The sequence below is a fragment of the Pseudonocardia sp. TRM90224 genome, from assembly GCF_021245725.1.
Lineage (GTDB): Bacteria > Actinomycetota > Actinomycetes > Mycobacteriales > Pseudonocardiaceae > Pseudonocardia.
On record NZ_JAJGSX010000005.1, the window covers coordinates 1 to 23,525 of the forward strand.

At 71.8% G+C, this 23,525-nt stretch carries 21 protein-coding genes; 9 read left to right on the forward strand and 12 right to left on the reverse strand.

Going from position 1 to position 23,525, the window contains the following annotated elements; genetic code table 11:
• The first annotated feature begins 115 nt into the window (after nt 1–115).
• The 6 genes from LL648_RS09280 to LL648_RS09305 are packed head-to-tail and all read left to right on the forward strand — an operon-like array spanning nt 116 to nt 6,187.
• Entirely contained in the window at nt 116–1,111 is a 996-nt protein-coding gene (locus LL648_RS09280) for an ABC transporter ATP-binding protein (RefSeq protein ID WP_232662054.1), read from the forward strand.
• Nucleotides 1,108–2,058, forward strand: coding sequence for an ABC transporter ATP-binding protein (locus LL648_RS09285; protein WP_232662055.1), 951 nt, complete (start codon nt 1,108–1,110; stop codon nt 2,056–2,058). Before LL648_RS09280 ends, LL648_RS09285 begins: the two co-directional genes overlap by 4 nt.
• Entirely contained in the window at nt 2,055–3,233 is a 1,179-nt protein-coding gene (locus LL648_RS09290; RefSeq protein ID WP_232662056.1) for a M20 family metallopeptidase, read from the forward strand. The genes LL648_RS09285 and LL648_RS09290 overlap by 4 nt, the downstream gene beginning before the upstream one ends.
• Entirely contained in the window at nt 3,230–4,639 is a 1,410-nt protein-coding gene (locus tag LL648_RS09295; RefSeq protein WP_232662057.1) for an aldehyde dehydrogenase family protein, read from the forward strand. Before LL648_RS09290 ends, LL648_RS09295 begins: the two co-directional genes overlap by 4 nt.
• Before the next feature lie 11 nt (nt 4,640–4,650).
• Nucleotides 4,651–5,427 (forward strand): SDR family NAD(P)-dependent oxidoreductase, encoded by a 777-nt coding sequence (locus LL648_RS09300; RefSeq protein WP_232662300.1) that lies wholly within the window; start codon nt 4,651–4,653, stop codon nt 5,425–5,427.
• A gap of 43 nt (nt 5,428–5,470) precedes the next feature.
• Nucleotides 5,471–6,187: a FadR/GntR family transcriptional regulator gene (locus LL648_RS09305; RefSeq protein WP_232662058.1), complete on the forward strand. Its 717-nt coding sequence runs from the start codon at nt 5,471–5,473 to the stop codon at nt 6,185–6,187.
• A gap of 131 nt (nt 6,188–6,318) precedes the next feature.
• Here the strand turns inward: LL648_RS09305 and LL648_RS09310 are convergent, their stop codons facing one another.
• From LL648_RS09310 to LL648_RS09330, 5 genes are read right to left on the reverse strand one after another with little or no spacing between them, the layout of a single operon-like run.
• On the reverse strand, nt 6,319–7,722 hold the full coding sequence (locus LL648_RS09310; protein WP_232662059.1) for an Nramp family divalent metal transporter: 1,404 nt from the start codon (nt 7,720–7,722) through the stop codon (nt 6,319–6,321).
• Between the two features lie 7 nt (nt 7,723–7,729).
• On the reverse strand, nt 7,730–8,758 hold the full coding sequence (locus LL648_RS09315; protein ID WP_232662060.1) for a zinc-dependent alcohol dehydrogenase: 1,029 nt from the start codon (nt 8,756–8,758) through the stop codon (nt 7,730–7,732).
• Nucleotides 8,703–10,256 carry a tripartite tricarboxylate transporter permease gene (locus LL648_RS09320; protein WP_232662061.1) on the reverse strand — a complete coding sequence of 518 codons (1,554 nt, stop codon included), beginning with the start codon at nt 10,254–10,256 and terminating at the stop codon, nt 8,703–8,705. Before LL648_RS09320 ends, LL648_RS09315 begins: the two co-directional genes overlap by 56 nt.
• Nucleotides 10,257–10,272: 16 nt before the next feature.
• The gene (locus LL648_RS09325) at nt 10,273–10,803 is read right to left on the reverse strand and encodes a tripartite tricarboxylate transporter TctB family protein (protein ID WP_232662062.1); all 531 of its coding nucleotides are present in this window, start codon (nt 10,801–10,803) and stop codon (nt 10,273–10,275) included.
• Nucleotides 10,800–11,783: a tripartite tricarboxylate transporter substrate binding protein gene (locus tag LL648_RS09330; RefSeq protein ID WP_232662063.1), complete on the reverse strand. Its 984-nt coding sequence runs from the start codon at nt 11,781–11,783 to the stop codon at nt 10,800–10,802. Before LL648_RS09330 ends, LL648_RS09325 begins: the two co-directional genes overlap by 4 nt.
• A 234-nt stretch (nt 11,784–12,017) precedes the next feature.
• Here LL648_RS09330 and LL648_RS09335 point away from each other — a divergent pair, with 234 nt between their 5' ends.
• Together LL648_RS09335 and kduD are read left to right on the forward strand one after the other, a co-directional pair.
• Nucleotides 12,018–12,488 carry a 2,4'-dihydroxyacetophenone dioxygenase family protein gene (locus LL648_RS09335; RefSeq protein ID WP_232662064.1) on the forward strand — a complete coding sequence of 157 codons (471 nt, stop codon included), beginning with the start codon at nt 12,018–12,020 and terminating at the stop codon, nt 12,486–12,488.
• Nucleotides 12,488–13,243 carry a 2-dehydro-3-deoxy-D-gluconate 5-dehydrogenase KduD gene (kduD, locus tag LL648_RS09340; protein WP_255684996.1) on the forward strand — a complete coding sequence of 252 codons (756 nt, stop codon included), beginning with the start codon at nt 12,488–12,490 and terminating at the stop codon, nt 13,241–13,243. Before LL648_RS09335 ends, kduD begins: the two co-directional genes overlap by 1 nt.
• Nucleotides 13,244–13,397: 154 nt before the next feature.
• Here kduD and LL648_RS09345 read toward each other — a convergent pair whose 3' ends face one another.
• Nucleotides 13,398–14,837: an Nramp family divalent metal transporter gene (locus tag LL648_RS09345; RefSeq protein WP_232662065.1), complete on the reverse strand. Its 1,440-nt coding sequence runs from the start codon at nt 14,835–14,837 to the stop codon at nt 13,398–13,400.
• Between the two features lie 114 nt (nt 14,838–14,951).
• On the opposite strand from LL648_RS09345, the gene LL648_RS09350 reads away from it, so the two are divergent.
• Entirely contained in the window at nt 14,952–15,875 is a 924-nt protein-coding gene (locus LL648_RS09350; RefSeq protein ID WP_232662302.1) for a 2-hydroxyacid dehydrogenase, read from the forward strand.
• A 199-nt stretch (nt 15,876–16,074) separates the two neighbouring features.
• Here the strand turns inward: LL648_RS09350 and LL648_RS09355 are convergent, their stop codons facing one another.
• The 6 genes from LL648_RS09355 to LL648_RS45120 are packed head-to-tail and all read right to left on the reverse strand — an operon-like array spanning nt 16,075 to nt 23,478.
• The gene (locus tag LL648_RS09355; protein WP_232662066.1) at nt 16,075–17,856 is read right to left on the reverse strand and encodes an IlvD/Edd family dehydratase; all 1,782 of its coding nucleotides are present in this window, start codon (nt 17,854–17,856) and stop codon (nt 16,075–16,077) included.
• Nucleotides 17,853–18,626: an SDR family NAD(P)-dependent oxidoreductase gene (locus LL648_RS09360; protein ID WP_232662067.1), complete on the reverse strand. Its 774-nt coding sequence runs from the start codon at nt 18,624–18,626 to the stop codon at nt 17,853–17,855. The genes LL648_RS09355 and LL648_RS09360 overlap by 4 nt, the downstream gene beginning before the upstream one ends.
• Nucleotides 18,627–18,637: 11 nt before the next feature.
• Nucleotides 18,638–20,152 carry a UxaA family hydrolase gene (locus tag LL648_RS09365; RefSeq protein ID WP_232662068.1) on the reverse strand — a complete coding sequence of 505 codons (1,515 nt, stop codon included), beginning with the start codon at nt 20,150–20,152 and terminating at the stop codon, nt 18,638–18,640.
• A 1-nt stretch (nt 20,153) separates the two neighbouring features.
• Nucleotides 20,154–21,458, reverse strand: a complete 1,305-nt coding sequence (locus tag LL648_RS09370) for a DUF362 domain-containing protein (protein WP_232662069.1) — start codon at nt 21,456–21,458, stop codon at nt 20,154–20,156.
• Complete coding sequence (gene pdxA / locus LL648_RS09375; protein WP_232662070.1) at nt 21,455–22,456, reverse strand: 4-hydroxythreonine-4-phosphate dehydrogenase PdxA; 1,002 nt, start codon at nt 22,454–22,456, stop codon at nt 21,455–21,457. The genes LL648_RS09370 and pdxA overlap by 4 nt, the downstream gene beginning before the upstream one ends.
• The gene (locus tag LL648_RS45120) at nt 22,453–23,478 is read right to left on the reverse strand and encodes a four-carbon acid sugar kinase family protein (protein ID WP_232662071.1); all 1,026 of its coding nucleotides are present in this window, start codon (nt 23,476–23,478) and stop codon (nt 22,453–22,455) included. The genes pdxA and LL648_RS45120 overlap by 4 nt, the downstream gene beginning before the upstream one ends.
• Between the last annotated feature and the right edge of the window lie 47 nt (nt 23,479–23,525).

A 23,525-nucleotide genomic window follows, 5' to 3' on the forward strand; every position in this document is an offset into this window, starting at 1 on the left:
TGCGCGAAGCGCCGGCCGAGCGCCAGCGAGGACGAGCGATGAGCGAGCGGCAGCGAGCGAATCATCGGCACAGCACCTGCGCGAAGCGCCGGCCGAGCGCCAGCGAGGACGAGCGATGAGCGAGCGGCAGCGAGCGAATCATCGGCACAGCACCGACGTGCTCACCGTCGAGGGCCTCTCGGTGTCGACCGCCGATCTCGCGCTGGTCTCCGATGTCTCGTTCGGCATTGCGCCGGGCGAGCGGGTCGGGCTGATCGGCGAGTCGGGGTCGGGCAAGTCGCTGACGGCGTTGGCGCTGGTCGGGCTGCTGCCCGAGGGCGTTCGCGCGACCGGGTCGGTGCGGCTGGACAAGGTCGGGCACGAGCTGGTGGGCGCGAGCGAGCGGCGGATGGCCGACGTCCGCGGCGCGGCGATGACCATGGTCTTCCAGGAGCCGATGACCGCGCTCAACCCCGTGATGCGGGTCGGCGACCAGGTCGCCGAGGTGATGCTGCTGCACGGCACGCGGCCCGACCGGCGGGCCGCCCGCGCAGCGGCCGTCGAGCTGCTCGAGCGGGTGCGGCTGCCGGAGCCGGCGCGAGCGGCGCGGGCCTACCCGCACCAGCTCTCCGGTGGGCAGCGGCAGCGGGTGATGATCGCGATCGCGCTGGCGAACGACCCGGCGGTGCTGCTGTGCGACGAGCCGACGACCGCGCTGGACGTCACCGTGCAGGCGCAGGTGCTGGAGCTGATCCTCGCGGGCGTCGCCGAGCGCTCGTCGGCGCTGCTGTTCATCACGCACGACCTCGCGGTGGTCGCGACCGTCTGCGAGCGCGTGCTGGTGATGTACGGCGGGCGGGTGGTCGAGGCCGGCAGCGTGCAGGAGGTCTTCACCCGGCCGCGGCACCCGTACACGCGCGGGCTGCTGGAGACGTCCGACCTGGCCGAGCTCACCGACGGCGGGCGGCTGCGCACGATCGCCGGCACGGTCCCGGCCGCCGGCCGCTTCCCGGCGGGGTGCGTCTTCCGCAACCGCTGCCCGAAGGCGACGGCGCAGTGCGAGCAGCTGCCGGCGTGGACGGAGCACGACGGCGGCGGCTACGCGTGCTGGCACCCGGAGGGCGCGGCATGACCTCCGACCACGCACCCCCGTCGGCGCCGGGAGGGCAGGAAAGCCACTTTCCTGCCCCCACAGGGCCTGAAAGTGGCTTTCCTGCCCTTCCCGACCACGGGACCGGCGAGCCCCTCATCCGCGTCCGCGACCTGCAACGCATCTATCGCCGCCCGCGCGCCACGCTCTTCGGCCCACGCCCCGAGGTGCATGCCCTACGCGGTGTCTCGTTCGACATCGCCGCTGGTCAGCGGTTCGGGATCGTCGGCGAGTCGGGTTCGGGCAAGTCGACGTTGATCCGCCTGCTCGCCGGCCTCGACTCCCCCACCGCCGGCACGATCACGCTCGGCGGCCGCGACGTCGGCGGGCAGCCGGAGCGCCGGCTGCGGTTCCTGCGCGAGCAGCTGCAGGTGGTGTTCCAGGACCCGATGGGCTCGCTCGACCCGCGGATGCGGGTGCGCGACATCGTCGCCGAGCCGCTCGCGGGCGCCACCGGCGTCGACGTGCCGGCGCGCGTGCGCGAGCTGCTCGACGCCGTCGGGCTGCCCCCGGACGCCGCGGGTCGCTACCCGCACCAGTTCTCCGGCGGCCAGCGGCAGCGGATCTCGATCGCCCGCGCGCTGTCGCCGCGCCCGTCGGTGCTGGTCGCGGACGAGCCGGTGAGCGCCCTGGACGTGTCGGTTCGCGCGCAGATCCTCAACCTCCTCGCCGACCTCGTCGACGCCTACTCGCTCACGCTCGTGTTCGTCTCGCACGACCTCGCCGTGGTGCGCCACGTCTGCGACACCGTCGCGGTGATGCACGACGGCGAGATAGTCGAGCTCGGCGACGCGGCCCGCATCGCGGACGCACCGGAGCACCCCTACACCCGGCGGCTGGTCGCCGCCGTTCCCACGATCCGAGGCGCGCTCGCCGGCCGCACGGCCGCCGACCTCGCCCGCGGACACCTGGAGGTCGAGAAGTCGTGACGTTCCCCGTCGACGAGCAGGGCGTCGTCGAGCTGACCCGCGCGCTGGTCCGCCTGCGCACCGTCAACGAGCCGGGCGCCGGCGAGGTCGCCGCGGCCGAGCTGGTCGCCGAGACGATGCGCGGGTTCGGCTGGTCGCCGGAGGTCACCGAGGTGGCCCCCGGCCGGCCCAATGTGGTCGCCGTCGTCGACGGCGGTCTCCCCGGCCCGACGCTGATGTTCGAGGGCCACACCGACGTCGTCACCGAGGGCGACCTCGACCGCTGGTCCGTCGACCCGTACGGCGCCGAGATCCGCGACGGGAAGCTGTACGGGCGCGGCTCGGCCGACATGAAGTCCGGGGTCGCGGCCATGATCCACGCGACCAGGGCGCTGCAGCTCGCCGGCCCGTTCCCGGGGAAGGTGCTGGTCGGCGCGCTGGTCGACGAGGAAGGGATGATGCTCGGCGCCAAGCACTTCGCCACGACCGCGCAGGCGGCCGGCGTCGACGGCGCGATCATCTGTGAGCCGGAGGAGGGCGAGATCTGCACCTCCGCGAAGGGCGCGGTGCGGATCAGGGTCGACCTGCTCGGCGCGATGGCGCACGGCGCGATGCCCCAGCACGGCCGCAACCCGGTGGTCGCGGCCGGGCGCCTGCTCGCCGCGCTCGCCGAGGAGCAGGCGAGCCTGCAGGCCCGGCACGGCACGCACGAGCACCTCGGCGACTTCTACATCACGCCGACGGTCGCCGTGGCCGGCTCGCTCAGCCAGATCAACGTCATCCCCGCGCGGGCGACCGTCGCGATCGACATCCGCACGATCCCCGGCGTCGAGCACACCGCGCTGGTCGAGCGGGTGCGCGAGCTCGCCGTCGAGGCCGGCCGGCCCGACGGGGTGACCGCCGAGCTCACGGTGGTCGACGACCGGCCGGTCGTCGAGATCGCGCAGGACCACCCGCTGGTGGTGGCGCTGGCCGGGGCGCACGAGAAGGTCGCCGGCGAGCCTGCCCGCTACGGCGGTGTGCCAGGGGCGACCGACGGCACGATCCTCACCCGCGACGCCGGCATCCCGACCGTCGTCTACGGGCCGGGCGGGAAGTGGATCGCGCACCAGGCCGACGAGTTCGTCGAGGTCGACGACATCGTGCGCTGCACCCACGTCTACGCCGAAGCCGCCTACCGCTTCCTGTCGTCGTGAACGCCTTCCCGGAAGGGCTTCCGATCGGCGAGGGTTGGACGCCCGCGGCGAAGGCCGACGTGCGCTTCCCGTACGACGGCTCGGTCGTCGCGCAGGCGCCCGTCGGCACCGTCGCCGACGCCCACGCCGCGCTGGAGGCCGCGCTGGCGGTCAAGGCGCAGGTGGCGGCGTTGCCGTCGCGCACGCGGCGGGACGTCCTGCTGCGCACCCGCGACACCCTCGCCGCGCACCGCGATGAGCTGGAGCAGCTGCTCGTGCGGGAGACGGGCAAGCCGCTGGTCGACTGCCGGGTCGAGGTGGACCGCTCGCTCGTCACGCTGGCGGCAGCGGCCGAGGAGGTGGCGCGGCTGCACGGCGAGACGGTGCCGCTCGACCTGTTGCCCTCCGGCGACGGGCTGATCGGGTTCTGGACGCGGCGCCCGATCGGGGTGGTCGTCGGGATCACCGGCTTCAACTACCCGCTGCTGCTCGCGGCGCACAAGGTCGCGCCCTCGATCGCCGCGGGCTGCCCGGTGATCGTCAAGCCGGCGCCGCAGACCCCGCTCGCGACGCTGTGGCTCGTGCACGAGCTGCGCGAGGCCGCGGCCGCGCTCGGAGCTCCGCGAGCCATGGTGCAGCTGGTCACCGGGGCGGCCGACGTCGGGTCGGCGCTGGTCACGGACCCGCGGATCGGCGCGGTGTCGTTCACCGGCTCGGCAGCCGTCGGACACCGGATCGCCCGCGACGCCGCCCCGCGCAAGGTGCTGCTGGAGCTGGGGTCGAACGCGGCGCTGTGCGTCGCGGCCGACGCCGACCTCGACGCCGCGGCCGCCGCGATCCTGCGCGGCGGCTTCTACGCCTCCGGGCAGGCGTGCATCTCGGTGCAGCGGGTGCTGGTCGAGGAGCCGGTCGCCGACGAGCTGGTCGCGCGGCTGGAGAAGGGGCTCGCCGAGGTGGTGGTCGGCGACCCGCGGGACCCGGCGACGCGCGTCTCGGCGTTGATCGACACCGCCGCGCAGGACCGGGTGGCGGCGTGGGTGGACGAGGCCGTCGCGGCGGGCGCCCGGCGCATCGGCGACGTCCCCGCAGTCCTTGTCGACGTGCCCGACGGCGTGCTCGCGTGGGACGAGGAGATCTTCGGGCCGGTCGTGTGCGTTCGCTCGGTGCCCGACCTGGAGACGGCGTTCGACCAGGTCAACGCGTCGCGCTACGGCCTGCACGCCAGCGTGTTCACGCGCTCGCTGGCCTCGGCGTTCCGTGCTGTCGACCGGCTCGACGTGGGCGGGGTCGTGATCAACGAGGTGCCCGGCTTCCGGTCCGACACCATGCCGTACGGCGGGGTGAAGGACTCGGGGGCGGGCCGTGAGGGGCCGCGGTTCGCGGTCGAGGAGCTGACGGTGACGCGGATGGCGGTGATCCGGCCGTGACGGTTGGGGAGATCGACTACCGGCGGCTGTTCCGGCTCGACGGCAAGCGGGCCGTCGTCGTCGGCGCCGGGAGCGGCATCGGGCGCGAGGCCGCACGCGCGCTGGCCGCGCAGGGCGCAACGGTCGTGTGCGCCGACCGCGACGCGGACGCGGCGACGGACACCGCGGCCGGCATAGAAACCGACGTCCCCGCGACGTCGTTCGAGCTGGACGTGCTCGACCGGGCCGCCGTCCGCGCGGCGGCGGTGCAGCTCGGGCCCGTCGACGTGCTGGTGTTCACGGCGGCGACCAACGTGCGCAAGCGGCTGCTCGACTACGGCGACGACGAGTTCGACCGGGTGGTCGACCTCAACCTGCGGGCATCGTTCGACCTGGTCAGGGCGTTCGGCGGGCCGATGGCCGAACGCGGGCGCGGCTCGATCATCGGGTTCTCCTCGATCCGCGCCGTCACCGTCGAGCCGGGGCAGGGCGTCTACGCGGCCACCAAGGCCGGGCTGGTGCAGCTGCTGCGCACCGCCGCCGCCGAGCTGGGGCCACGCGGGGTGCGGGTGAACGCCGTCGCGCCGGGGGTCGTCGAGACGCCGCTGACCGCGCAGATCAAGGCCGACCCGGCCTGGCACGGCGCGTACGCCGCCAAGAGCGCGCTGCGGCGGTGGGCGCAGCCGCACGAGATGGCCGGCGCCGTCGTCTACCTGGCCTCGGACGCGGCGAGCTTCGTCACCGGCAGCGTGCTGACCGTGGACGGCGGCTGGACGGCCGTCGACGGCCGGTACGAACCTCCCGGGTAACCGGGCGGCGTGAGGGCAAGCAAGGTGCGGCTAAGCTGATCACATGCGCCGAGGCCGGGCCGATGACGTGGCCGAGCAGTTGCTCGGCCTGATTCTCGACGGCACGTTCCCGATCGGCGAACCGTTGCCGAGCGAAACGGAGCTCGCGGTGCGGTTCGGCGTCAGCCGCCTCACCGTGCGGGAGGCCATGCGCTCGCTCGCCCCCTCCCGCGTCATCGACGTCCAGCAGGGGCGGTCGAGCCTGGTCAACCCGGCGCACAAGTGGTCGGCGCTCGACGGGCGGCTGCTGCTGGCCCGCAGCCGCGCCGAGGCCGACCCGCTGCTGCTGCCCCGCCGTTTGCTGGAGGCGCGGCGGGCGGTGGAGATCGCGATCGTCGAGCTCGCCGCCCTGCGCCGCACGCCGGAGCACCTGGAGCGGATGCGGGCGCTGCACCAGGAGATGGTCGAGGGCGACGCGCGCGGCGACGTCCCCGCGACCGCCGAGGCCGACCTAGCCTTCCACAACCTCCTGTTCGAGGCCGCCGACAACGTGTTCCTCGACGCGCTGTTCGAGCCGCTGTCGTCGGTGCTGCGCAGCCTGCGCCGCGAGACGTCGTCGGTGCCGGAGTTCCGCAGCCACGCCCTCGACCGGCACGCCGCGATCCTGCGCGCCGTCGAGGCCGGCGACCCGCAGCTCGCCCGCACGGCGATGCAGGCCCACCTCGTGCAGACGGAGGAGGACCTGGAGCAGTACTTCCGGACCACCTCCACGCACCCGTAGAAGCGCCCCCGGCACCCGCACCCCCCACGCGTGCGTCCCGCACGCGTTGCCAGGAAAGCCACTTTCCTGGCGCCACAGGACAGGAAAGCCACTTTCCTGGCAACCCCCGGCGTGCCCGGGGGTGCCCTCGCTCAGGCGATCTTCACCCCGAAGACCTGGAGGATCGTGTACACCCCCAGCAGCCCGATGGCGATGCTGCTGACGACGAGCGTGGTCGTGTACGCGTTGCCGCCGTAGAGGCGCGGGTCGGTCTCGGTGCGGCGCAGGTACCAGACCGCCACGACGACGGCGAGCAGGAAGATGCCCGTCATCACGCCGCCGATCTGCACCATCACCACCGGCGACTGGATGGTCAGGTACAGCACGCCCCACACGATCGGCAGCGCCACGGTGAAGATCCGGATCCAGCGCAGCCGCGCGTCCTGGTCGTGCCAGTCGAGCACGCCCAACATCGCGAGCAGGTTCGTGTACATCCGCGCCCAGCTGGGGATCGCGGCCCACATCGTCGAGCCGAGCACGGCGATCGCGCCGATCAGGAACAGGATGCTCGCCCACTCGCCGAGCGTGTCGGTGTAGATCCGGGAGAGCGTGGTGATCATGCTGTTGCCCTGCGGCACCAGCCCCTGCGGCGCCAGGACCGCCGCGCCCATCAGGTAGAACGCGAGCGTCCCGAAGGTGTAGATCACCCAGGACACGAACACGTCCTTGTACATCACCCTGATCCACCCGCGGGCCCGGCGCGCCCACTCCTCGCTGCCGTCGTTCGGGCCGGTCCAGCGCGCGTAGCCCTTCTCCAGGCACCAGTAGGTGTAGAAGGTGATCTCGTCGGCGCCGACGCCGGTGATGCCGAACATCGCGACGGCAGCGCCCACCGTCCCGGCGGGGATCAGGAACGTGAGGCCGGTGAGCACGTCGTCGCCGCCGTAGGCGAACGGTGTGAACGGCAGCCCGAGCGCGATCAGCACCGTGACGAACGTGAAGACCACGACCAGCAGCACGGCGCCGCGCTCGATCAAGGAGTACTTGTTCGAGTAGAGCAAGGCGATGCTGGCGACGACGAGGAACAGCGTCCAGCTCACGAGCGAGACGAACCCGAGCGGATCACCGCCGATCGGGATCATGATGCTGAACGCGACCGCGGTGCCGCCGATGATCCCGGCGACCTGCAGCAACTTGCTCAGGGCCAGCAACAGCCACAGCACGTTCACCCAGCCCAGCCGGCCGAGCTTCGGCGGGACGTCGTTGTAGCCGGTGAGCGCGGGCTTGCCGGTCGCGATCGTCCAGCGGGCCAGCTCGACCTGCACGGCGACCTTCACCAGGGTGCTGATGATCACCATCCAGAGCAGCACGAACCCGGCCTGCGCGCCGAGGGTCGTGGTGGCGATCAGCTCGCCGGAACCCACGATCGACGCGCTGAGGATCAGCCCCGGTCCGAGGTACCGGAAGCTGGCCTTCCAGCCGACCGGCGGTTCCTTGATCCCCTCCGGGGTCAGCGTGTACGGATCGGCCTTCTCGGCTTCTGGCGTCGTTGCCATGGCTCCCTCACCGGTCGATGTCGGGTACTCCGTGCGGATAGACCAGGACCTTGCTGTTCAGCGCCGACCCGTCGGCCAGCGACGTGAAGGCGCCGGGCGCACCTGCCATGTCGACCCGCCCGTCGACGAGCCGCTCCAGCCCTGCCGGGCGGGTACCCACCCACTGCGCCGTCTCACGGAACTCCTGCGCCGAATAGCAGAAGCTGCCGATGAGCGTGCGCTCCTCGGTGCTCACGGCGTAGGCGGGCAGGTCGATGCGGGGCGCGTTCATGCCGACGAGGACGATCCGCGCCCCCAACGCCGAGTGGGCGACCGCGCCGGCGATCGAGGCCGTCGAGCCGACCGCGTCGAGCACGAGCGTCGCCGGGCCGCCGAGCGCACCGGCGACATCACCGTCGGGCGCGTGCGCGGTGGCCCCGAGCGATCCGGCCAGCTCACGGCGGTGCTCGGCGGGTTCGGTGACGGCGACGGCGTGCGCGCCCAGCCGCCGCGCCGCGAGGATGCACGCCTGTCCGATGGGTCCGCCGCCGATGACGAGCACGCGGTCGTCCGGCCCGCAGCCGCCGCGGCGCGCCGCGTGGTAGCCGACGGAGAGCGGCTCGACGAGCGCTCCGTACTCCAGCGGCAAGCCGGCCGGCAGCGCGACGACGTTCGTCGCGGGCACGGCCATCGTCTCGGCGAAGGCCGCGACGATCTCCGGGTGCACGCCGATCACGCGTCGCCGCGCGCAGCTCTGCTCGGCGCCGGCCGCGCACGCCGTGCAGGCGCCGCACGCGATCAGCGGGTTCACCGTGACGACGTCGCCCTCGGTGAACCCGACCACGCCCTCGCCGACACCCGCGACACGCCCCACCGTCTCGTGGCCCATCACCTGCCCGGGGTGCCGGCGCCCGTTCTCGCCGGTGAAGCCGTGCACGTCGGAGCCGCAGATGCCGGTCGCGGCGACGGTGACGAGCACCTCGCCGGCAGCGGCGACGGGGTCAGGCTTCGTCTCGACCGTCAGGTCCCACGGCCCGTTCCACACCAGCACCTGCACCGGTACCCCTCCTTCGTCGCGGCCACACCGAGCGCAGCATCGGATACACGAGTACCAGAACCGTCACGATCATCAGGATCGCGCTGACCGGCCGGGTGAGGAACTGCAACAGGTCCCAGTCGGTCTTGATGACGCTCTGCATGAAGTTCTTCTCGACGATCGGTCCGAGCACGAGCCCCAGCACGACCGGCGCGAGCGGGAAACCGTAGCGCTCCAGCAGGTAGCCGAGCAGCCCGAACGCCAGCATGACGACGATCTCGAACCAGCCGTTGTTGATGGCGAACGCGCCGACCACGCAGAACGCGATGATGATCGGCATCAACACCCCGGGCGGCACCCGCAACAGCTGACCGCTCCCGCGGATCGCCAGGTAGCCCAGCGGGAGCATGAGCAGGTTGGCCACGATGAAGATCAGGTAGATGCCGTAGAGCAGCGGTGCCTGCGTCGAGAACAGCTCCGGCCCCGGCTGCACGCCCTTCACCAGCAGCACGCCGAGCAGGATCGCCGTGATCGTGTCGCCGGGGATGCCGAACACCAGCGTCGGGACGTAGGCCGAGGCCAGCGCGGAGTTGTTCGCCGAGCCCGCGGAGACGACCGGCTCGACGTGCCCCTCGCCCTTGCCGAAGAGGTGCCCCTCCCGCGACGCGTTCTTCGTCGCGGCGTAGGACACCCATGCCGCGATGTCCCCGCCCGCGCCCGGCAGCACGCCGATCGCGCCGCCGATCAGGTTGCCGCTGACCACACCCTTGCGGTAGCGCCACAACGTGCGGAAGGTGTCGCGGAACATGCCTGCGGTGCGGATCCGGGCAACCCGCAGCCGCCCCGTCGGGTGCAGCACGTTGCGCAGCACCTCGGAGAGCCCGAAGAGCCCGATCATCGCCGGGATGAAGCTGATCCCCGCCAGCAGCAGCTCGCTGCCGAACGTGAACCGCGAGTACCCCAGCGCGACGTCGATCCCGACCGTCGAGAACAGCAGCCCGAGCAGCAGCGCGATCGCGCCCTTGACCTGCGAGCCCTGCGAGATGATCACCGAGGCGGTGAGGCCGAGCACGGCCACCCAGAAGTACTCGTACGACGTGAAGGTCAGCGCGAACTCGGCGAGCGCCGGCGCTGCCACGATCAGCACGACGGCCCCGACGATGCCGCCGATCGCCGAGCCGACAAGACCCACCCCGAGCACCAGCGCGCCGTGCCCGGCCTGGGTCTGGCGGTAGGCGTCCTCGGTGTAGGCAGCACTGGCGGGGGTACCGGGCATCCGGACCAGCGCCGAGGGCAGGTCACCCGCGAAGATCGCCATCGCGGACATCGTGATGATCGACGCGACTGCCGGGAGCGGGTCGAGGAAGTACGCGAACGGCACCAGCAGCGCGGTCGCGAGCGTTGCCGTCAGCCCCGGGATCGCGCCGATGAACAGCCCGTACACGCCGCAGGCGAGCACGACGAGCAGCAGCGTGGGGTCGGCTAGCGACGCCAGCGCGGCGGCGAGGTCCTGGGCCATCAGAGGTCCTGGCCCATCAGACGCCCAGCGGGCCGGTCGGCAACGGCACCAGCAGCAGCTGCTGGAACATCAGCACCACCAGCACCGTCGTCGCGACCGCGCTGAGCGCCGCCACCCACGGCCGGACGCCCAGCAGCCACATCAGCAGGAACAGCAGCGGCGCCGTCGTCAGCGCGAAGCCGAGCAGGTCGGCGAGCAGCAGGTAGGCGACGATGTAGCCGAGCACCGCCAGCGCGTTCAACCGGCTGCGCGGCGTGCTGTCCGGCGGGACGTCCTGCGCCCCGGCCGCGTCCTCCCGCCGCCGGACCGCGCTGCGCACGGCCAGGACCAGCCCGAACAGGACGAGCAGCCCGCCGACGAGGCCGGGGAACAGGGCGGGCCCCGGCTGGCCGTCCGGCAGCCCGGGGAACGTGCGCACGTGCAGCACGACCGCAACGCCCAGCGCGGTCGCGAGCAGGCCGGCGACCAGGTCGGGCCGGTTCGTAGGCCCGATCCCGGACCCGGGCCCATCCGCGGCCCCGGTCGCAGGCGCGTTCTCGGCCGTCACGGCGTCAGACCGGCGGCCTTCATGATCTGGCCCTTCTGCGCGTCCTGCTCGGCCATGAACGCGCCGAAGCCCGCGGCGTCGCGCCACGCCAGGCCGAAGCCGGTCTTGGCGAGGAACTCGGCGTACTCCGGGCTGTGCACGATCGCATCGAGGTGGCAGGACAGCTCCTTGACCACCGGTTCCGGCATCCCGGCCGGGCCTGCGATCCCGCGCCACGCGGACATCGTGAAGTCGACGCCCTGCTCCTTGAGCGTCGGCACGTCGGGGAACTTCGCGAGCCGCTCGTCGGCCATCACGGCGAGCGCCTTCGCGCGGCCAGCGTGGATCATCGTCTGGTTCTCCACGAGGCTCGCCGTCGAGAGCTCGATACCGCCCGCGACCAGCTCTTGGAGTGCGGGCGCCGCGCCCTCGCTCGGCACCCAGCGGATGGAGTCGGGCGGCAGGCCCGCCGCGATCGAGGCGCCGGCGCGGGCGAGGTCCCAGATCCCGCCGCGGCCGGTGCCGGACGCCCTGGTGGCGCCGGGGTTGGCGCGGACGTGCCCGAGCAGCGCCTGCGCGTCGGGCCACGGCGCGTCGGCGCGGACGGTGAGCCCCGCCGGATCGGAGTTGACCATGCCGATGGCGGTGAACTTCTCGTAGGTGAGGTCGGTCAGGCCCTGCCAGTGCATCATCGTCAGCTCGACGGTGGCCATGCCGATCACCGAGCCGTCCTTGCGGCCGGCGGCGATCGCGCTGTGCCCCACGACGCCGCTGCCGCCGGTCCGGTTGACGACGTTGACCTGGGTGTCGAGCTTCTTGGCGAGCTGGTCGCCGACGAAACGGGCGACGCTGTCCGTCCCGCCGCCCGCGGCCCAGGGCACGATCATCTCGACGGGCCCGCGCGGGTAGTTCGGCGCCGCATCACAGCCCGCCCCAGCGGCCTGCGGCGCCGAACCGGTCCCACCCCCGCCGCCGCACCCGGCGACGACCAGCGCCAGCACGGCGGGAAGTATTGCCATGCGAGCGCGCCGGGACATCAGCATCGATGTGGCTCCAGTCTCCTGGGTGATCGGCGGGTGCCCGATGATGGGCAGTGCAGACAAAGCGGGTCAAACACGGAATTCGACTACTCTCTATCCGCCTCGCATATACGGCAGTTCATCCGGTGCGCGGATGACGCCCATGCGCAGAGCGCGATTCACAAATCCCTGCTGAGCGACCTAACGTCGCCAAGCGTGAGTGACACAACGCATCCCGTCAGCGACGTCGTCGCGCGTTCCGCGGACATCCCCTGGGTGCCGCAGGGCTCGGGCGGCGTGTGGTTCAAGCCCCTGCGGATCTCCGTCGCGCAGAACCGCTGGGTCAACATCCTCAAGGTCACCGCGGGCGGGGTGGTCAACCGCCACCGCCACCTGGCCGAGGTCGAGGGCTGGGTGCTGCAGGGGCGGTGGCACTACATCGAGCACGACTGGTCGGCGGGGCCGGGCGATTTCGTCTTCGAGCCGCCGGGCGACGTGCACACGCTCGTCGCCGACGACGCCGACGAGGAGAACCCGATGCTCACGCTGTTCTCCATCCACGGCTCGATCGAGTACGTCGAGGAGAACGGCGACCTGCGCTACGTCGAGACGGCCGAGACGAAGCTGCGCCGCTATCTCGACCACTGCGCCGAGCTCGGCATCACGGGTCCCGACGTGGCGTACTGATGGCCGGGCCGTTCGATCTGACGGGCCGCACCGCTTTGGTGACCGGTGGCAGCAGCGGGATCGGGCAGGCCATCGCCGACGGACTCGCCGCGGCGGGCGCCGACATCGTGCTGCTCTCGGACGTGCCGTCGATGGACGAGTCGATCGAGATGGTCGAGAAGCGCGGGCGGCGGGCCGAGGCGATCGTGCTCGACCTCGCGCGGACGTCCGAGATCGAGCCCGCCGTCGCGCCGCTGCTGGCCCGGACGCAGCTCGACATCCTCGTCAACGCCGCCGGCATCATCCGGCGCCAGCCCGCTGCGGAGTTCAGCGCGGAGAACTGGCAGTCGGTGCTGGACGTCAACCTGACCGCGGCGTTCACGCTGAGCAAGCTGCTCGGCGGGCCGATGCTGGCCCGCGGCCACGGCAAGATCATCAACATCGCGTCGATGCTGAGCTTCCAGGGCGGGGCGCTCGTGACGTCGTACGCGGCGAGCAAGCACGGGCTCGTCGGGCTCACCAAGGCCCTGGCGAACGAGTGGGCGGCGCGGGGCGTGCAGGTGAACGCCATCGCCCCCGGATACATCACCACGCGCACCACCGACCCGCTGCGCGCCGACCCCGCCCGCGACGCCGAGATACTCTCCCGCATCCCCGCCGGACGCTGGGGCACACCGCAGGACGTCAGCGGGGCGGCGGTGTTCCTCGCCTCCCCCGCCGCCGACTACGTGACGGGCCACGTCCTCGCCGTCGACGGCGGCTGGCTCTCCAGGTGAGTCGCCACCCGCAACACGGTGAGTCGACACTTCCGGCACGGCGAGTCCCACGTTCCAGAGCGGTGAGTCACGCGTTCCAGGGCGGTGAGTCGCGCGTTCCGGCACGGGACGGCAGCGGCGGTGAGGGCAGGATCGCACGCAAGACGGCCCCGCGTCACGACCCGCCGAAGAGCTTCGCCCCCTGCTCGATGACGGTGATCACGGACAGCACGCCGAACAGCAGGATCGACCAGATGAGGGCGGCGATCCGGTAGGACTTGACCTTGAGCGGCCCCGGGAGCGTCTTGCGGTTCAGGACGAGCAGCAGGATCGAGTAGATGAACATCATCACCCCGCCGACGCACGCCGAGAGCACCAGCAGCACGAGCGGCTGGTTGAGCCCGACGAGCAGGACGAGGATGCCGAGCACGACCAGTCCCCACACCAGCGCGAAGTAGATCTTGTTCTCGCTGATCGTCGAGGAGCGGAAGTAGACGGTCTTGAGCTGGTCGGCGGCGAGCCGGCTGGTGTAGTCGACGATGCCGATCGCCGCGGCGAAGAGCGAGAACGCGCCGATGATCAGGAAGAACGCCCCGAACCACGGCCCGACCGACGCGCCGAGCGCCTCCGCCTCGACGCGGAGGAACGCGATGCTGTTGCTCAGCCCCTCCCGCCCCTGCACGGTGGAGGCCGCGAGCATCGACATGAACGTGATGGTCACGATGGTGATCAGCGGGACCGTGAGCATCTGCTCCCAGTTCGCGAACTTCCACCACCGCTTCCAGCGGTCCATGTTGGTCTCGGTGAGCTCGAAGACGTAGCCGGTCGACGGCGCGGCCTCCTCGTGGCCGGTCACCGGGCTGACCAGGCGCGGGACGTGCGCGCCCATGCCGAATCCCTTGTCCCTGATCCAGTTGCTCTGGCAGAGGTTCTGACCGCCACCCGCGCCGGCGAACACCACCGCGCCGAGCACGAGCGACCAACCGAGATCGACGGGCACCTGCCCGAAGGTCGTCACGGCGCTGGACAGGTCGGCCCACGTCGACGCGCTGATGGCGGCGAAGGCGGCGACCAAGACGAACAGCACGATCGCGGCGACCTTGATGAAGATGATCCGCTCGACCGCGCTGTAGATCACCGGGGCCAGGGTGAGCGAGATGCCGATCACGATGAGCATGATCACTGCGATGAGGCTGGCGCTGCCGCCGCCGAACAGGAACGTCAGCAACGTGGCCGAGCTGGTCACCCACCCCGGCCACAGGTTCGCGAAGTACGTCATCACCACGAAGACCAGACCCCAGTGCCGCCACATGCGGCTGAAGCCGGTGAGCGCGGTCTCCCCCGTCGCGAGGGTGTAGCGCTCGATCTCCATGTTGATGAACCACTGGGTGAACACACCCAGCACCGCGCCCCAGAGGAACGCGAGCCCGATCTGCGTCGCGATGTAGGGCCAGAGGATGAACTCGCCGGACGCGAGCCCTACCCCGGCGCCAACGACACCGGGTCCGATGATCTTCCAGGTCTGGTGCGGGGGCTCGGGGAGTTCGCGGACCTCCGCGGCAGGGAGGATCTTCGTAGAGAGGGTGAAGCCGCTGCTCGGGGGAGTTGCCATCATTGGCCCTTCTCGGCATGACCTGGGTCACTCGGGCAGAGTTCGGACAGTCAAGGGTGCCCATGCCGTGCCGTCAACAACGAATCGGAGATAGTTCTTATGCGTCCCACCGTGTTGATGCCCGCCCCGATGCACGAGGTGGTGATCAAAGGCTGCGAGGAGCGGTTCGACCTCGTGAAACTGTGGCTCGCCGACGACGAGGACGCCCTCCTCGCCGAGCGTGGCCCCGAGGTGCTCGGCGTCGCCACCGGCGGGCAACGCAAGCTCGACGGTGCGCTCATGGACCGGCTGCCGAAGCTGCAGATCATCGCGAACTTCGGCGTCGGGTACGACAGCGTCGACGTCACGGCGGCCACGGAGCGCGGGATCGTCGTCACCAACACGCCGGGCGTGCTCGACAACGAGGTCGCCGACACCGCGATGGCGCTGCTGCTCATGTCCGTGCGCGAGCTGAACCGCGCCGAGCGCTACCTGCGTGCCGGGCGCTGGCCGGCCGAGGGCGCCTACCCGCTGACGGCGTCGACCGTCGAGGGCCGCAAGCTCGGCGTGCTGGGGCTGGGCCGGATCGGTGAGACCATCGCGCAGCGCGCGGAGCTGTTCGGGATGACCGTCGGCTACCACAACCGCAGCCAGAAGGACGTCCCGTACCGCTACTACCCGACGCTGCTGGAGATGGCTGCCGACGTCGACACCCTGATGATCGTCGTGCCCGGCGGCGCGGCCACCCACCACCTCGTCGACGCCGAGGTGCTGCGGGCGCTGGGGCCCGACGGGGTGGTGGTCAACGTGGGCCGCGGGACCGTCGTGGACGAGCAGGCACTCATCGCCGCGCTGCGCGACGGCACGATCCGCTCGGCCGGGCTGGACGTGTTCGAGGACGAACCCCGCGTGCCGCAGGAGCTCATCGACCTGGAGAACACGGTCCTGTTCCCCCACGTCGGGTCCGCCAGCAAACCCACCAGGCGGCGCATGGGCGAGCTGGTGGTCGCGAACCTGGAGACGTGGTTCGAGACGGGCAGCGCGCGGACGCCGGTGAACTGAGCTGGCACCAGCCGGCGAGCGGAGGTGCCTCTGCGTCCCGGCTCCTACCCGCCCCCAGTGCATGACCGGGATCCCGCGGACGGAGTTACGTGCGTTCGGCACGCATGGGCAGGAAAGCCACTTTCCGGCCCTCACAGGGCAGGAAAGTGGCTTTCCTGCCCTCCTCCGCCCCTCGCCAGGGCATGAAGCCCCGCAAACGCTAGTGGTTGTCCCTCGGTATCCCCTTCGACTGCGCAACGCGCTGGTACGCCACCGCCGGCCCGAGGACCATGCCCGCGTTCAGCTGCTCCACCATCGAGCGCTGGATCTCCTGCCACGGGGTCTGGGAGGCGGGGGTCGGGTAGCCGCCGGCCGCCTCCAGGGCCTCGCGCCGCGCCGCCAGCTCGGCGTCGTCGACCATGATGTCGGCGCTGCCGGTGTTGAGGTCGATGCGCACGCGGTCGCCGGTGTGCAGGATCGCGAGCCCGCCGCCGGCCGCGGCCTCGGGTGAGGCGTTCAGGATCGACGGCGAGCCGGACGTCCCGGACTGCCGCCCGTCCCCCACGCACGGCAGCGCGTGCACGCCCTGCTTGATCAGCGCCGCCGGCGGCTGCATGTTCACCACCTCGGCCGCGCCGGGGTAGCCGAGCGGCCCCGCGCCCCGGATGAACAGCAGGCAGTGCTCGTCGATCTTCAGCCCTGGGTCGTCGATGCGGTGGTGGTAGTCCTCCGGCCCGTCGAAGACGATCGCGCGCCCCTCCAGGACGTTCGGGTGGTCGGGGTCGGACAGGTAGCGCTCGCGGAACTCGTCCGAGATCACACTGGTCTTCATGATCGCCTGGTCGAACAGGTTGCCGCTCAGCACGATGAACCCGGCGTCGTCGACCAGCGCGTCCTCGAACGTGCGGATCACGTCGCGGTCGCTCGCCTCGGCCGCGCTGCAGTTCTCGCCGATCGTGCGCCCGTTCACCGTCCGCGCGTCCCCGTGCACCAGCCCGTGCCGCAGCAGCTCGTGGACGACGGCGGGCACGCCGCCGGCGCGGTGGAACTCCTCGCCGAGGTACTTCCCGGCCGGCTGCAGGTCGACGATCAGCGGCACCCGGTGCCCGATCCGCTCCCATTCGGTCAGCGGCACGTCGACGCCCATGTGCCGGGCCACCGCCGTGAGGTGGATCGGCGCGTTCGTCGAGCCGCCGATCGCCGAGTTGACGACGATCGCGTTCTCGAACGCCTCCCGCGTCAGCACGTCGGACGGCTTGAGGTCCTCGTGGACCATCTCGACGATCCGCCGCCCCGTCTCGTACGCGATGCGCGCGCGGTCGCGGTGCGGCGCCGGGATCGCCGCGCAACCGGGCAGCGACATCCCCAGCGCCTCGGCCAGCGCGTTCATCGTGGACGCCGTGCCCATGGTGTTGCAGTGCCCGGGTGAGGGCGCCGAGGACGCCACCATCTCGACGAACTCGGCCTGGTCGATCTCACCCGCCGCGAGCATCTCGCGGGCCTTCCACACGATCGTCCCGGAGCCCGTGCGCTCGCCGTTGTACCAGCCGTTGAGCATCGGCCCGCCGGAGAGCACGATCGCCGGGATGTTGACGGTCGCGGCCGCCATCAGGCACGCGGGGGTGGTCTTGTCGCAGCCGGTGGTCAGGACGACGCCGTCGAGCGGGTAGCCGTAGAGCGTCTCGACGAGCCCGAGGTAGGCCAGGTTGCGGTCCAACGCGGCGGTCGGGCGCTTACCGGTCTCCTGGATCGGGTGCACGGGGAACTCGAACGCGATCGCTCCCTTTTCCCTGATCCCCTCCCGCGTGCGGTTCGCCAGCTCGATGTGGTGGCGGTTGCACGGCGAGAGGTCGGAGCCGGTCTGCGCGATCCCGATGATCGGCTTGCCCGACTGCAGCTCCTCGCGGGTCAGGCCCCAGTTCATGTACCGCTCGATGTAGAGGGCGGTCATGCCGGGGTTCTCGGGGTTGTCGAACCACTCCTGGCTGCGAAGGCGGGTCATGGCGTCAGCTGCCCGCCGTTGATCTCCAAGACCTGCCCGGTGATGTACCCGCTCATCGCGGGCGAGGCGAGGAACAGCGTCGCGCCGACGCACTCCTCCGGCAGCCCGGTGCGACCCATCGGGATGGTCGCGACCATCGCGTCCATCATCGGTTCGCTCGTGTGCCGCTCGTGGAACGGCGTGCTGATCACGCCGGGCGAGATCGCGTTCACCCTGATCCCGTCGGGCGCGACCTCCTTCGCCAACCCGTGCGTGAACGTGCTGACCGCGCCCTTCGAGGTGGCGTAGACGACCGAGCCGCCCGCGCCGCCGGTGCGCGCGGCGATCGAGGTGACGTTGACGATCGCGCCGCCGCCCTGCCCGCGCATGACGGGCACCACGCGGCGGCACATCGCGAACACCGACGTCATGTTGAGGTTCAGCACCGACGCGAACTGCTCGTCGGTCATCTCGGTGGTCGGGGTGCGCCGCAGCAGGTCGCCGGCGTTGTTGACCAGCACGTCGAGCCGCCCGTGCTGCGCGACGACGCCGTCGACGAGCGTGTCGGCCGCGCCGGGCTGCGTCAGGTCGGCCGAAACGCTCGACGCGTTCCCGCCGGCCTCGACGATCGCGGCCACCACCTTCTCCGCCGCCTCACGACTGCGGTTGTAGTGCACGACGACCTGCGCCCCGCAGGCGGCGAAGCCCCGCGCGACGGCGGCACCGATGCCCGTCCCACCGCCGGTGACCAGCACGACCTGACCGCTGAAGTCCAGCAAATCCGCTCCCATCACATTCCCGTTCACATCACGGCCCCGAGCTGCCAGGGCACGAACTCTTCCTGTCCGATCCCGAGCTCCTCGCTGAAGGTCTTGCGTCCCGACGCGGTGTCGATGATCAGTTGGAACAGCTCCTGACCGACCTCCGCGACGGTCGACGTGCCGTCGATGATCACGCCGCAGTTGAGGTCCATGTCGCCGGCCATCCGCGTGTACATCTCGGTGTTGGTGGCGAGCTTGACGCTGGGCGTCGGCTTGCAGCCCAGCACCGAGCCGCGGCCGGTGGTGAAGCACATGACGGTCGCGCCGCCCGCGACGATCCCGGTGACCGAGACCGGGTCGTACCCGGGCGTGTCCATGAACGTGAAGCCCTTGGCGGTGACCTTCTCGGCGTACGCGTACACGCCGGTCAGGTTGGTGGTGCCGCCCTTCGCGACGGCGCCGAGCGACTTCTCCAGGATCGTGGTGAGCCCGCCGGCTTTGTTGCCCGGCGACGGGTTGTTGTCCATCGAGCCGTTGTTGTCGGCGGTGTACTTCTCCCACCACTTGATCCGCTCGATCAGCTTGTCGGCCACCTGCTGGCTCACCGCACGCCGGGTGAGCAGGTGCTCCGCGCCGTAGATCTCCGGGGTCTCGCCGAGCACGGCGGTGCCGCCGTGCGCCACCAGCAGGTCGACGGCCGCGCCGAGCGCCGGGTTGGCGGTGATGCCGGAGTAGGCGTCGGACCCGCCGCAGTTGAGGCCCAGCACCAGCTCGCTGACCGGCACCGGGACCCGCTCGACCTGGTCGGCGACGGGCAGCATCTCCTGGATCGCGGCGACGCCCGCGCGCACGGTGGCCGCGGTACCGCCCTGCTCCTGGATCGTCATCGTCTCGACGATCGTCTCCGGGTCGAGCTTCCAGCCGTCGGTGAGCCCGCTGATCTGGTTGACCTCGCAGCCCAGCCCGAGCAGCAGGAACCCGGCGAAGTTGGGGTGCTCGGCGTAGCCGGTCAGGGTGCGCTGCAGCACCGCCATGCCGTCGCCGTCGCCCGCCATGCCGCAGCCCGTCGAGTGGGTCAGCGCGACGACGCCGTCGACGTTCGGGAAGTCGTCGAGCAGCCCCGGCCGCCGGAACTGCTCGGCAATGAACTTGGCGGCGGTGGCCGAGCAGTTCACCGAGGTCAGGATGCCGATGTAGTTGCGGGTCGCGACCCGCCCGTCGGCGCGGACGATGCCCTGGAACGTCGCCCGCTCCGGCTCGGGCACCATCGGGATCTCGTGCGCGTCGGCGCCGACGGCGTACTCGCGCTCGAACGTCTTGAACTCGATGTTGTGGGTGTGCACGTGGTCGCCGGCCGCGATCGGGACGGTCGCGAACCCGATGATCTGGTTGTACTTGCGCACCGGGCCGCCGACGTCGACCGCCTCGGTCGCGATCTTGTGCCCGCTCGGGACGGCCTGGCCGAGCGTCACGCCCGCGACGTCGGCACCCTGGTCGAGGTCGCGCGAGGCGACCACCACGTTGTCATCGGCATGCAGCCGCACGAAGTCCGTCATCTCAGCCCTCCCACCCGGTCAGCTGCCCCTGCTCGTCGAACGTCATGGGCACGGCCTCGCCGGTGATCTCCAGCGTCGGGTTCTCGACGATCTGGTCGCGCAGCGACTCCGAGACCAGCAGGTGCTCCAGGTCGAGCGTGTTGCGCATGCGCACCAGCGAGATCGTGGTGGGGTCGGCGCGCCCGCAGGTGAGGATCGCCGCGGCGATCGTGCTGCGGTCGTCGACCAGCGCGATCGGGATCTGCGCGCGTTGCGGCCCGCCCAGCCCCGACGTCATCGCGTTGATGTAGACGGCGCGCATGTCGATCTTGTCGAGCATCCGGAACGGGACGAAGTCGGCGAGGCCGAGGCCCACCGCGTTGCCGTGGGAGGCGTCGCTGACGTCGAGCACGGCGATGTTGCGGATGCGCGGGCGCTCGAACTCGGCGCTGCCGCGGATCATCATCCGGCCGATGACGTTGGTGTCGATGCCGCACCCGGAGAAGTTCTTGCCCATCACGTCGATCACGGCGACGTCGATGTCCTCGAACGGCAGCCGGGCCATCCGGCTCTTCGCGTCGAGCAGCAGCTCCTCCTCGACGGGCCCGGCGATGTCGTCCGACTCGACCAGCTCGATCCGCGCCGCGCGGTCGTAGGCGTTCTCGATGATCGCGAGCCCGCCGAGGATCTTGCCGGTGCCGATGGTCGTGCGCGCGACCTGCGGGATCCAGACGCCGAGGTTGGCCGGCCCGTACCGGTGGATGCCCTCCGCGCCGCGCTGCTTGCCGAGACCGATCGCGATGATCTTGCCGAGGCCGCTCTCGACGCCGGCCTGGAAGTCGGTGTGCGCCTTCACCCGGTTGATCGCGAGGATGCCGTCGGCCGCGGCGGCGTTGGCGTCGAGGTGCACGGCCGGCCCGTTGGGCACGGTGCCGAGCTCGACCGTGTCCATCGTCGCCTTGATCGGCATGCCGAGCGACGCCTCGGTCATGCCGAGGTCGGCGAGCAGCTCGACCTGGCCCTCCGCGGTCGCGCCGCCGTGCGAACCCATCGCCGGCACCACGAACGGCTCGGCGCCGGCCGCGCGCAGCCACTCCCCCGCCGCGCGCACGACGTCGGGCTTGTCGTGGATGCCGCGGCTGCCCGCGGTGATCGCCACGGTCATGCCGGGCGTGATCCGCCCGCGCAGCCGTTCCAGCGCCTGCGCGGTGGCGGCGGCGACGTCGGGGATCCGGCTCGCGTCGAGCTTCTGGCGCACCGGCACCAGCGCCGGGAACGGCGCGTCGTACCGCAGCTCCCGGACACCTTCGAACGGGCCCAAACTCATGTCTGCTCCTTCGCCACGCGACGGGCCTGCGCCATCGCCGCCCCCACCGTGATCGCCTCGACGAGACTGTCGTGCCCGGCCTTGCCCGTGCCCGCGATGTCGAACGCCGTGCCGTGGTCGACGCTCGTGCGCACGATCGGCAGCCCGATCGTCGCGTTGACGCCGGTCTCGAACCCGAGGACCTTCACCGCGATGTGGCCCTGGTCGTGGAACATCGCGATCGCGACGTCGAAGTCGCCCGCGACCGCGCGGCCGAAGAGCGTGTCGGCGGGCCACGGTCCGCTCGCCGCGATGCCCTCCGCCTTGGCCCGCTCGATCGCGGGGGTGATCACGCGCTGCTCCTCGTCGCCGAAGAGCCCGCCCTCCCCCGCGTGCGGGTTGAGGCCGGCGACCCCCACGCTCGGCTCGTCGAAGCCCATGTCCCGCAGCGCATTGTGGGCCAGGCGGATCGTCGTCAGCACCCGCTCCTCGGTGACCTTGTCGAGCATCGCCCTGATCCCGACGTGCGTGGTCACATGCACCACCCGCAGCTTCAGGGCGGTGAGCATCATGGCGAAGTCCTTGGTGCCGGTCAGCTCGGCGAGGATCTCGGTGTGGCCGGGGTAGCGGTGCCCGGCCAGCGCGATGGCCTCCTTGTTGAGCGGCGCGGTGACGATCCCGTCGACCTCGCCGGCGAGCGCCAGCGCCACCGCCCGCTCGACGCCCTCGAACGCGATCTGCCCGGCCTCGGCGGAGAGCTTCCCCGTGGGGACGGCGACATCGGACGGCACCGGGAGCACGTCGAGCGTGCCCTTCTCGAAGCGCGCCTCGGCCGGCGAGCCGACCTCGCGCAGCGCAGGCGGATCGTCGACGAGGCGGGTGGCGGCGCGCAACGCCTCGACGCTGCCGATCGCGAGCAGGCGCGCGACGTCGACCCTGGGGTCGCGCGCGGCCTTCACGGTGATCTCGGGACCGATGCCGGCGGGATCACCGACGGTCAGCGCCAGCAGGGGCGTCATGCGTGGACCTCCAAGGCCTCGACGGCGCGGCACAGCGCATCGGGAGCGCCGAACCCGCCCGATTTGGTCACGACCGGGATCGCCCGGTCCGCGGTCAGCAGCTCACCGATCGGCAGGCCGGGCGCCACCTCGCCGTGCAGCCGCAGCTCGGTGGCGCCGAGCGCGTTCGCGACCGCCAACGCGGTCGCCCCGCCGGTGAGCACGAGCCGCACCCCGGGTACCTCGTCGACGATGCCACGAACCGTCGCCGCCAGCTCGGCGGCGTGCGCGGCGGCCTCCGGGCCGTCCGGGTCGAGCTCGCCGTCGAGGTCAGTCGTGACTACGACCCGGCGGCCGGCCCGCAGCGCGGCGGGGTCGGTCCCGGCGGCGAGTCGATGCACCTGCTCCCGCGTGACGGGATGCGGCGTTCCGGCGACGACCAGCACGCCTGCGGTCGACGGTTCACGCTGGTCAGGCAGCCGTGGCTGCGGGACGAGCACCTCGGCGAGCGCACGCGACAGCCCGCCCGAGCCGATCGCCACCTGGTCGTCCGCGACGACCTGTGCCGCGATCGCCAGCAGCTCGTCGTGCGTGGCGGCGTCGAGCACGTCGACATGCGGCGGGAAGCACTCGGCGACCAACGCAACGGTCGGCTCGCCGTGCACGAGCAGCGCACCGCCGCGCACGACCCGGCCCTGCGCGGGGAAGGCCGGCGTCGCGACCGCCTTGCCCGGCCACGCGGACAGCGCCGTCGCGACGTCGTCGTGGACGCGGCCGCGCAGCGTCGAGTCGATCTTGATGAAGAGCGACTCCGCGCCCCACGCCCGGGTGGCCTCGACGGCGGCCCGCATCCGCCGCGCGGCCTCGTCGGCGGGGCGCCAGCGGTTGTCGGTGAGCACCGCCAGCACGTCGACCTGCGGCGGCGGCCCGTCGAGCGCGACCGAGACGGCGAGCCCGCGCGCCGCGAACGGCGCGGCCGCGTCGGCGGCGCCGGTGAGGTCGTCGGCGACAACGGCGAGCCGGCGGAGGGAGGCGCGTGGCACGGCGACCGGAGACCTCCGATGATTGGCGGGAACGCCATCGAGGCTAG